Annotated in this window: 1 protein-coding gene; it reads left to right on the forward strand. The window is 64.2% G+C overall.

What is annotated here, in order from left to right:
• The coding region (locus NBZ85_RS32110) for a GDP-mannose 4,6-dehydratase (RefSeq protein ID WP_264762556.1) at nt 1-232 on the forward strand (232 nt) is incomplete at both ends.

The raw sequence follows: 232 nt of genomic DNA on the forward strand, positions 1-232 counted from the left end.
CGCGGGGGATTATGTGGAGGCGATGTGGCGGATGTTGCAGCAGGACACCCCGGATGACTATGTGGTGGCGACGGGGGTGACGCATAGTATTCGGGAGTTGTTGGATACGGCGTTCGGGCGGGTGGGGATTTCGGACTGGTCGGGGTTGGTGAAGCAGGATCCGCGGTTTTTCCGGCCGGCGGAGGTGGATGTGCTGGTGGGGGATCCGTCGAAGGCGCGCGAGGTGTTGGGG

Source organism: Frankia tisae, assembly GCF_025403405.1.
Taxonomy (GTDB): Bacteria; Actinomycetota; Actinomycetes; order Frankiales; family Frankiaceae; genus Frankia; species Frankia tisai.